Source organism: uncultured Lactobacillus sp., from assembly GCF_947367085.1.
Taxonomy (GTDB): Bacteria; Bacillota; Bacilli; order Lactobacillales; family Lactobacillaceae; genus Lactobacillus.
This window is the reverse complement of sequence record NZ_CANBCP010000074.1, coordinates 1-6,821: the sequence shown is the minus strand read 5'-3', so window position 1 is coordinate 6,821 and position 6,821 is coordinate 1. Positions and strand designations below refer to the sequence as shown.

The window sequence follows — 6,821 nt, the reverse complement described above, 5'->3', positions numbered from 1 at the left end:
CTTAAAGAAAGTAAGTGCATGTTTTTGTGTATAATTTATAATTAACAGAGCAAATATAATAGAAAGGATGCAAACAATGGAGATTGACTTAAATGCAGGCAAACTTACAACTCATCAGTTAAGTGCAATGCTATCGAGCTTTAGGGGCGAAATTTTTTTCTTTGATTGTGATAAAAGACTTCAATATTATAAACAACCTGCCGATATGAATTACTATCCTCAAGAGCTTGGGAGAACTTTTGACGAATTACAAATTGAAAATGCGCAAAAAGCATGGACCCAAATTCAAACTGGTGCAAAAACTGTGGATTTTCCAGCTGAAAATAATAGCTTGCACCGCTTTTATGTGGATCACTATGAAAAAGTGGTGGATAAAGACCATAACTTGGTGGGAATGCTGCGACAGATTCAAGATGTTTTTCCACTTGTGGATTATTATTTAAAGCAAACGGGACAAAAGTTAGTTGATGACCAGTCTAATCATAATGGTAAAAACTTTCGCGAAACTGATGAATTAGATGCCGAAACTGGGGCTTCCGAATATTTGTGAATTTGACACGCTATCTAGTTTCCTTAAAATATTAACTAATATAGATGAGGTGATTTGATGAAGACTGTGGATAATAATTATATTCAAGAAAAATTCGTTGAATATTGTAAGATGAACACGCGCTCTTTTGATGATAGTAATGAGGTTCCAACAAGTAGTGGGCAAGTAGTCTTGCTTAATAAGATTGCTCAAGAACTAAAAGACTTAGGCTTAACAGATATTACTTACAGTGATAAAGACGCTTATACGGTAGGGAAATTACCTGCTAATACTGATAAAAAAGTGAGCCCTATCGGCTTTGTTGCACATGTTGATACAGCTGATTTTAATAGCGAAAACGTTGTGCCACAGGTGCACAATAATTATGATGGGCAAGATATTGAATTAGGTCATGGGTTAACTTTGTCCGCAAAGCAATTTCCTAGTTTGAATAAACATATCGGCGAAACCTTGATAACTGCTTCTGGTGACACTCTCTTAGGTGCAGATGATAAAGCGGGGATTGCCGGATTACTTGGGATGCTCAAATATTTAGTAGATAATCCTGAAATTAAACATGGAGAAATTTGGGTAGCTTTTGGGCCAGATGAAGAGATCGGAAAAGGAGCTGCTCGCTTTGATACTCGCCGTTTTCCGGTAGAATTTGCCTACACTTTGGATAATGGCGATCCTGGCGATATTGCTTTTGAAACTTTTAACGCAGCAGCAGCTAAAATCACTTTTCACGGCACAGTCGTTCATCCTGGTGAAGCTTACCATTTAATGGTTAATGCAGCACTGATGGCGAGTGAATTTATCCAAAACTTGCCTGCTAGTCAAGTTCCTGAAAACAGTAAAGACTTCGATGGATATTTTATGGTCTTATCAAACAATGGCAACGTAGATCACGCTCAAATTAGTTTGATTATCCGTGATTTTGATACCGACGGCTTTAATGATAAAAAGCAACTTGTGCAAAATATTGTGGATAGACTAAATCAAAAATACGGCGCAGATCGTGTTGAATTACAAATGCATGATCAATACCATAGTCCTGGTGACTTAATCAAAAAACATCCCTATGTGGTCAACTTAGTTCGTCATGCTTACGAAAAAATAGGTCTAAAAACGAAAGTGATTCCATTTAGAGGTGGTACTGATGGTGATTTTATTTCTGAAAAAGGAATCCCTACGCCAAACTTATTCAATGGTGGTGCTAACTTTCATGGACCTTATGAATATGTAACTGTTGAAAGTATGGCATTACTTACCAAAGCTTTAACTACTATTATTCAAACTCATCTTGAAATGAACGATAATCGTGATCAAACACCATTAAAAAGAAAGTATTAATCATGACTTTTTATACAATTGACTATATTCAAAATAATCAAAATAGTGATAAGACGACTCTCTATGTCTTAATGTTAGTTGCAGCAGTCGCAATGATTATCTTCGTCTTTTTATATTTGAGAAATAGATTTGCGACGCGTTATCGAGATTTAGGAATTATTGCGCTGTTGTTCTTACTATTATTTGCGGGTACTCAATATGAGCGTTATCAAAAGCTAAGTGCTCAAAAGTCGCAGACCACACAAATAGTTCCATTTTTAAAATCAATTGCGCGCGATGAAAATGTCAAGCAATCTGATGTGATGGCCAATTCAACAACTTTAGTCGATGGCATGATTGTCAGAATTGATTCTAAAAATATTGACTATCAATTGAATTTAAATGATGATAACAATTCTTATACGCTTACTCGCGCCCATGTTATTGATCATAAAGTTGAGGTTAAAAAATAATGCAACTAGATTACACAGAACTTTTTATTAAATTCGCCTTAGGGATGCTGACCTTGATCATTCAGATCAATTTATTTGGAAAAAGTAACTTAGCCCCAACTACTGCCTTAGATCAATTGCAAAACTACGTTCTTGGTGGGATCATTGGCGGGTTGATTTATAATCCGGCAATTACAATCTTGCAGTTTTTACTGGTATTGATTATTTGGACGCTGGTGGTATTTATTTTGAAATTTACCCGCGAACATAATAACTGGGTCAGAAATTTAATTGATGGAAAACCTGTTCAGGTGATCAAAAATGGTAAAGTCCTCGTAGGAAACTGCATGCGGGCTGGAATTTCAGCTAATGAATTGATGTTTAAACTTCGCAGCAAGGGAATTTACAGTGTAGAAAAAGTAAAGAACTGTATTTTTGAACAAAATGGACAGCTGACCGTAATTGAAAATGATGAATCCAATATTCGTTTTCCCATTATTAGCGATGGGCAAGTAAATAATGATGTTTTGGAATTAATTCACAAATCACAAGCTTGGCTTGAACAACAAGTGCAAGATGCTGGTTATAATGGAATTGATGATATTTTTTTAGGAGAATATATTAGTGGTAAAGTTTTATTAACTGGTTATTCTCAAAATCGAGGTAAAAAATGACACAGATTGAGCAAGCCCAGACATGGCTAAAAGATGCAGATAATATTATTGTCACCGCAGGTAATGGTTTTTCAATTATGGAAGGGCTAGATATGCTTGATGACACTACTTTTGATATTGAATATCGTGATGTAGCCGAAAAATATAAGGTGCATACAATTGCGGATGCCTTAGATAAGAAATTTGATTCTTGGGATGAACAATGGCAATTTTGGAGCAAGTTAATTCAAGAATATAGCTTAGATTATGAGCCAACGGATGCAATGAAGAAGCTAAAGGCCTTATTAGATGGAAAAGACTACTTTATTGCTACAAGTAGCTATGGTCATTTTTTTGAAAAGGCCGGCTTTGAACCAAGAAGAATTTTTGATGTTTTTGGTGATTGGACTCAGATGCAATGCTCAAGCGGTTTAAACCACGGTACACGTTCTGATTTAGAAGTAGTGACAGCCTATAGCGAAGGACACGGCAGTGTTCCGAAATGTGAAGATTGTAATTCGCCAATGGAATTACACATGCCGCTAAATGCTCATTTTTATCCGGATCAAGATGCTAATACCCGTTTTCGCTGGTTTTTAACTCAGAATCAGGATAAAAAAGTAGTGGTGTTAGAATTGGGCGTGGATCCGACAAGTCCCCAATTGCTTGATCCAATGATTAGTATGACGCGTGAACATCCAACATGGCGCTATATCGCAGCTGACTTGGCTCAAGAAGATTTGCCAGATGATTTACAAAAGACAAGTATTGGGTTAAATACTTCGATTGAAAATGTAATAGATGAATTGAAGGGATAAGTATGAGTATTTCAATTATTCAAGGAATCTTAAATATTCCCGGAGCTCAAGAAAAAATCCGTGCTAAGGGTATGGAAAAGCCAGGTTTTCCCGAAAATTATACCTTGATTGATGTTGAAACAACTGGGTTGAGTCCATATCGCAACCGCATCACAGAAATGGGTGCTTTGAAAGTGCGCCATGGTGAAACTATTGCGACATTTTCTGAATTGGTCAAGTTTCCAGATTCTAACAAAGTACCTACTTTTTTGACTCGTTTAAATGGAATTGACGAAAAAAGTATTGAAGAAAAAGGAAAACCTGTTGATCAAGCAATTACTGAATATCGCCAATTCATTGGTAGTGATGTGATTGTCGGCTATAATGTTAACTTTGATTTGAACTTTGTTTATGATTTGACTTTAAAATATAATTTGCCAGTCTTAAGCAATGATTATGTTGATGTTTTGCGCCTAGCTAGAAGCTATTATGTTAATGAACGCCATAATCGTTTAATTGATTGTATGCAAAGAATGGGGATTGCCCAATCTCAAGAACACCGCGGCTTAGATGATTGTTTAGATACTAAAGAAGTTTTTGATAATTTGCATGAGCACTTTAAGCAAGATCATATGCTTAGAGCCCACGAAAGTGTCAAAAATGTTGATCTAGCACATTCTTGGCCAGAAATGGTGCGCCAAACCCAAGTCTTTAGAAGTCCATTTAATCATAAGAATGTTGTGATTACAGGAGATTTGGCATTGGATAAAACAGAACTTGCGACGGCTATTGAAAACTTGGGCGGATTTGTTCAAGAGCAAGTCGACGAAGATACTGATTTTGTTTTGACTGGTGATGGTGATTTCTTTAGAAGTGACCTAGCTGAATTAAATAAGGCGAAGATGCGGAAAGATCAAGGTCAAAAAATTAGGACTTGGTCAGAAAAGTTTTTCTTGAATGTCCTAGATGATTGGGCAAGATCGTAGCAAAAAAGGAATTCTCTTGTTTTATGAGAGAATTCCTTTTTTAATATCTGGTAAACAATGATGAACTAAGATAAAGGCATTTAAAAAAGTAGCTAAGCAGGTAACTGTTGAAATAATACCGAAATCCGGCCAATATAAACAAATTAAACATCCACTTAAAATAATCATTGTAATGGCAATGACTAAACTTGCTGGGATAGTAAATTGCTTTTTATTATATTTACTAGCTAAGCCTAAACCTAAATAAAATAATCCGATGCCAGCATATAAACAAAGTACGGCAAAATATGAACTGGCTTCTTTTTCATTAATAAATTTAAGTCCTACTGTAATTAAGCTAATACTGAAGATAATTAAATAATGCACATAAATTAGTAAATCACCACTAGCATCTGGTTGATTTTCATCTAATAATTGATCGAACTGCCACATATAGGCAAAGAATAAGAAACCTACAACTAGAAAGATCAGGATAGAATAAAAATTAAAAGTATCAACCTTAAAATATTCAGCTACACCAATAATTGTTTCGCCAAAGATAATCACAATAAGCATATTTAAACGCTCTAATAGGTGACTGAAGATGATAGGATGCTGACGACTTTCATTTTTAGTCAAAATAGGTGCGAGCCAACTGATTAATACACCAATAATTGCAATTATTAGTCCAGGATCATTATCTAAAATTCCGCCTATGATTAAGCTAAGGGCACGAATTAGCAAAATTACAAAATAAGTTTGTGAGATCTTTTTGTCTATTTGCTGACTTACTTGAAAATAATTGATCAAGTAGTGCAGACAAAGGGTGAAAGATAATAAACCAGCTGAAATAAATAAAATGCGCATTTCCCGAAGATTGTTGGTATCAAAAGAATTTGACATGTATAACACAATCATCATATCAATGATATAAAATGCGATATCTCCCCAGCTTCCTTTGCCGTAGCGATTAGTAAATATTGTCTGAATCATCCAAGAATTAATAAAAATCAGCACAATTAGAGCGAAAAAGAAAAAGGATGTTGGTGAAACTAAGCCATGTTCTAGATGATGTAAGATTTCAGTGGTTTTTGAAATCATATAGACAAAAACTAAATCGTAGAAAAGAGCAATTTTAGAAACATGTTTAACTTGTTTTAGCATAATGATCCAACTTTCATATAACTTAAAATTCCTGATGTTGGTTAGGATCAAATCGACGTTCTTCGATCTTGTCTAAGGCGGTTATTTGATCAAGTTCATTTTGACTTAATTTGAAGTCGAAAATATCTAGATTAGATAATTGGTGGTTGCTTGAAGAAGCTTTGGGAATCGGAATAACATTTAGTTGCGTTTCCCAGCGCAGAATAATTTGGGCCAGAGATTTGTGATGTTCTTTAGCTAAATCACTGATAACATGCTCTTTAAATGCATCTCCACCGCGTTGCAAAGGACTCCAAGCTTCGGTAATGATTTGATGGGCGTCATCGAATTCGCGTACTTTTTGACTCGACCAATAAGGATGGAGTTCGACTTGATTAACAGCTGGATATACGCCGCTAGCTTCGTAAATTTTATTAATATGTTCGCTTTCAAAATTGGAAACACCAATTGATTTAACTAGACCCCATTTTTTGGCATCGACTAAGGCTTGCCAAGCTTCGACGTATTTATCTTCTTGAGGATTTGGCCAGTGAATTAGATACAGATCGAGATAGTCTAGATCCATACAGTATAGTGATTCTTTAATTTGGTTGATTGCTTTGTGATATTTATGGTCACGTCCAGGTAATTTTGAAGTTACAAATATTTCATCGCGGCTAATAGCACTGTTTTTGATTGCGCGTCCAACGCAACCTTCATTTTCATAATTTACAGCACTGTCTAATAGACGATAACCGTTTTTTAAGGCCTCATCGATGGCAAAAACACCATCTGACCCATTTAATTTATAAGTTCCAAAACCAATTTTGGGGATACGATAGCCGTCATTTAAATTAAAATATTCCATTCTTAATCCCTTCCTGTAAACATTCGTTACTTTTATTTTAAGCTTATGTTTTTTAAATAAAAATATAAAAGTCTCATTGCAA

General features: G+C 35.2%; 8 protein-coding genes. 6 read left to right on the top strand and 2 right to left on the bottom strand.

Going from position 1 to position 6,821, the window contains the following annotated elements:
- Window positions 1-76: 76 nt before the first annotated feature.
- The 6 genes from Q0Y70_RS09105 to Q0Y70_RS09080 are packed head-to-tail and all read left to right on the top strand — an operon-like array spanning window position 77 to window position 4,749.
- Window positions 77-550, top strand: coding sequence for a PAS domain-containing protein (locus tag Q0Y70_RS09105; RefSeq protein WP_297820122.1), 474 nt, complete (start codon window positions 77-79; stop codon window positions 548-550).
- A gap of 57 nt (window positions 551-607) precedes the next feature.
- Entirely contained in the window at window positions 608-1,882 is a 1,275-nt protein-coding gene (gene pepT, locus Q0Y70_RS09100; protein ID WP_297820119.1) for a peptidase T, read from the top strand.
- Between the two features lie 2 nt (window positions 1,883-1,884).
- A complete protein-coding gene (locus Q0Y70_RS09095; protein ID WP_297820117.1) occupies window positions 1,885-2,334 on the top strand; it encodes a DUF3290 domain-containing protein in 450 nt (149 codons plus the stop codon).
- Window positions 2,334-2,987, top strand: coding sequence for a DUF421 domain-containing protein (locus Q0Y70_RS09090; RefSeq protein ID WP_297820115.1), 654 nt, complete (start codon window positions 2,334-2,336; stop codon window positions 2,985-2,987). Before Q0Y70_RS09095 ends, Q0Y70_RS09090 begins: the two co-directional genes overlap by 1 nt.
- Entirely contained in the window at window positions 2,984-3,784 is an 801-nt protein-coding gene (locus tag Q0Y70_RS09085) for a Sir2 family NAD-dependent protein deacetylase (RefSeq protein ID WP_297820112.1), read from the top strand. The genes Q0Y70_RS09090 and Q0Y70_RS09085 overlap by 4 nt, the downstream gene beginning before the upstream one ends.
- 2 nt (window positions 3,785-3,786) lie before the next feature.
- Window positions 3,787-4,749, top strand: a complete 963-nt coding sequence (locus tag Q0Y70_RS09080; protein ID WP_297820109.1) for an exonuclease domain-containing protein — start codon at window positions 3,787-3,789, stop codon at window positions 4,747-4,749.
- A 21-nt stretch (window positions 4,750-4,770) separates the two neighbouring features.
- Here Q0Y70_RS09080 and Q0Y70_RS09075 read toward each other — a convergent pair whose 3' ends face one another.
- Both Q0Y70_RS09075 and Q0Y70_RS09070 read right to left on the bottom strand, forming a co-directional pair.
- Entirely contained in the window at window positions 4,771-5,892 is a 1,122-nt protein-coding gene (locus tag Q0Y70_RS09075) for a low temperature requirement protein A (protein ID WP_297820106.1), read from the bottom strand.
- Window positions 5,893-5,914: 22 nt separating this feature from the next.
- Window positions 5,915-6,739, bottom strand: a complete 825-nt coding sequence (locus Q0Y70_RS09070; RefSeq protein ID WP_297820104.1) for an aldo/keto reductase — start codon at window positions 6,737-6,739, stop codon at window positions 5,915-5,917.
- Between the last annotated feature and the right edge of the window lie 82 nt (window positions 6,740-6,821).

Bases quoted from the DNA above. Each gene is read 5' to 3' on its own strand.
- Q0Y70_RS09105 (WP_297820122.1), top strand. From the start codon at position 77: ATGGAGATTGACTTAAATGCAGGCAAACTTACAACTCATCAGTTAAGT.
- pepT (WP_297820119.1), top strand. From the start codon at position 608: ATGAAGACTGTGGATAATAATTATATTCAAGAAAAATTCGTTGAATAT.
- Q0Y70_RS09095 (WP_297820117.1), top strand. From the start codon at position 1,885: ATGACTTTTTATACAATTGACTATATTCAAAATAATCAAAATAGTGAT.
- Q0Y70_RS09090 (WP_297820115.1), top strand. From the start codon at position 2,334: ATGCAACTAGATTACACAGAACTTTTTATTAAATTCGCCTTAGGGATG.
- Q0Y70_RS09085 (WP_297820112.1), top strand. From the start codon at position 2,984: ATGACACAGATTGAGCAAGCCCAGACATGGCTAAAAGATGCAGATAAT.
- Q0Y70_RS09080 (WP_297820109.1), top strand. From the start codon at position 3,787: ATGAGTATTTCAATTATTCAAGGAATCTTAAATATTCCCGGAGCTCAA.
- Q0Y70_RS09075 (WP_297820106.1), bottom strand. From the start codon at position 5,892: ATGCTAAAACAAGTTAAACATGTTTCTAAAATTGCTCTTTTCTACGAT.
- Q0Y70_RS09070 (WP_297820104.1), bottom strand. From the start codon at position 6,739: ATGGAATATTTTAATTTAAATGACGGCTATCGTATCCCCAAAATTGGT.